Source organism: Enterobacter sp. UNJFSC 003 (assembly GCF_036903355.1).
In the GTDB taxonomy this organism is placed as follows: Bacteria; Pseudomonadota; Gammaproteobacteria; order Enterobacterales; family Enterobacteriaceae; genus Enterobacter.
On the sequence record NZ_JBAKHK010000324.1, the window covers coordinates 1 to 241 of the forward strand.

1 protein-coding gene is annotated in these 241 nt (G+C 55.2%); it reads right to left on the reverse strand.

The window, feature by feature from the left end; all coding sequences use genetic code 11:
• A partial coding sequence (locus V5P19_RS24380) for a fructose-bisphosphatase class II (protein ID WP_334408098.1) occupies positions 1-241 on the reverse strand: 241 nt, incomplete at both ends.

The window sequence follows — 241 nt, forward strand, 5'->3', positions numbered from 1 at the left end:
CGGAATAGCAAATACGCGTACGCCGAGTTGCTGCATTTCAGCGATAACGGCATCGTGGCGTGGTTTAGCCAGAATCGTTACCGTCAGTTCGCTCAACGGTTTGCCGAGCGCCGCCGCAACATTGCGCAGGTTATCCGCCAGCGGCAGGTTCAGATCAATGGTGCCTTTGGCTCCCGGTCCGACGATCAGCTTCTCCATATACATATCTGGCGCGTTGAGGAAACAGCCTTTATCGCCTACT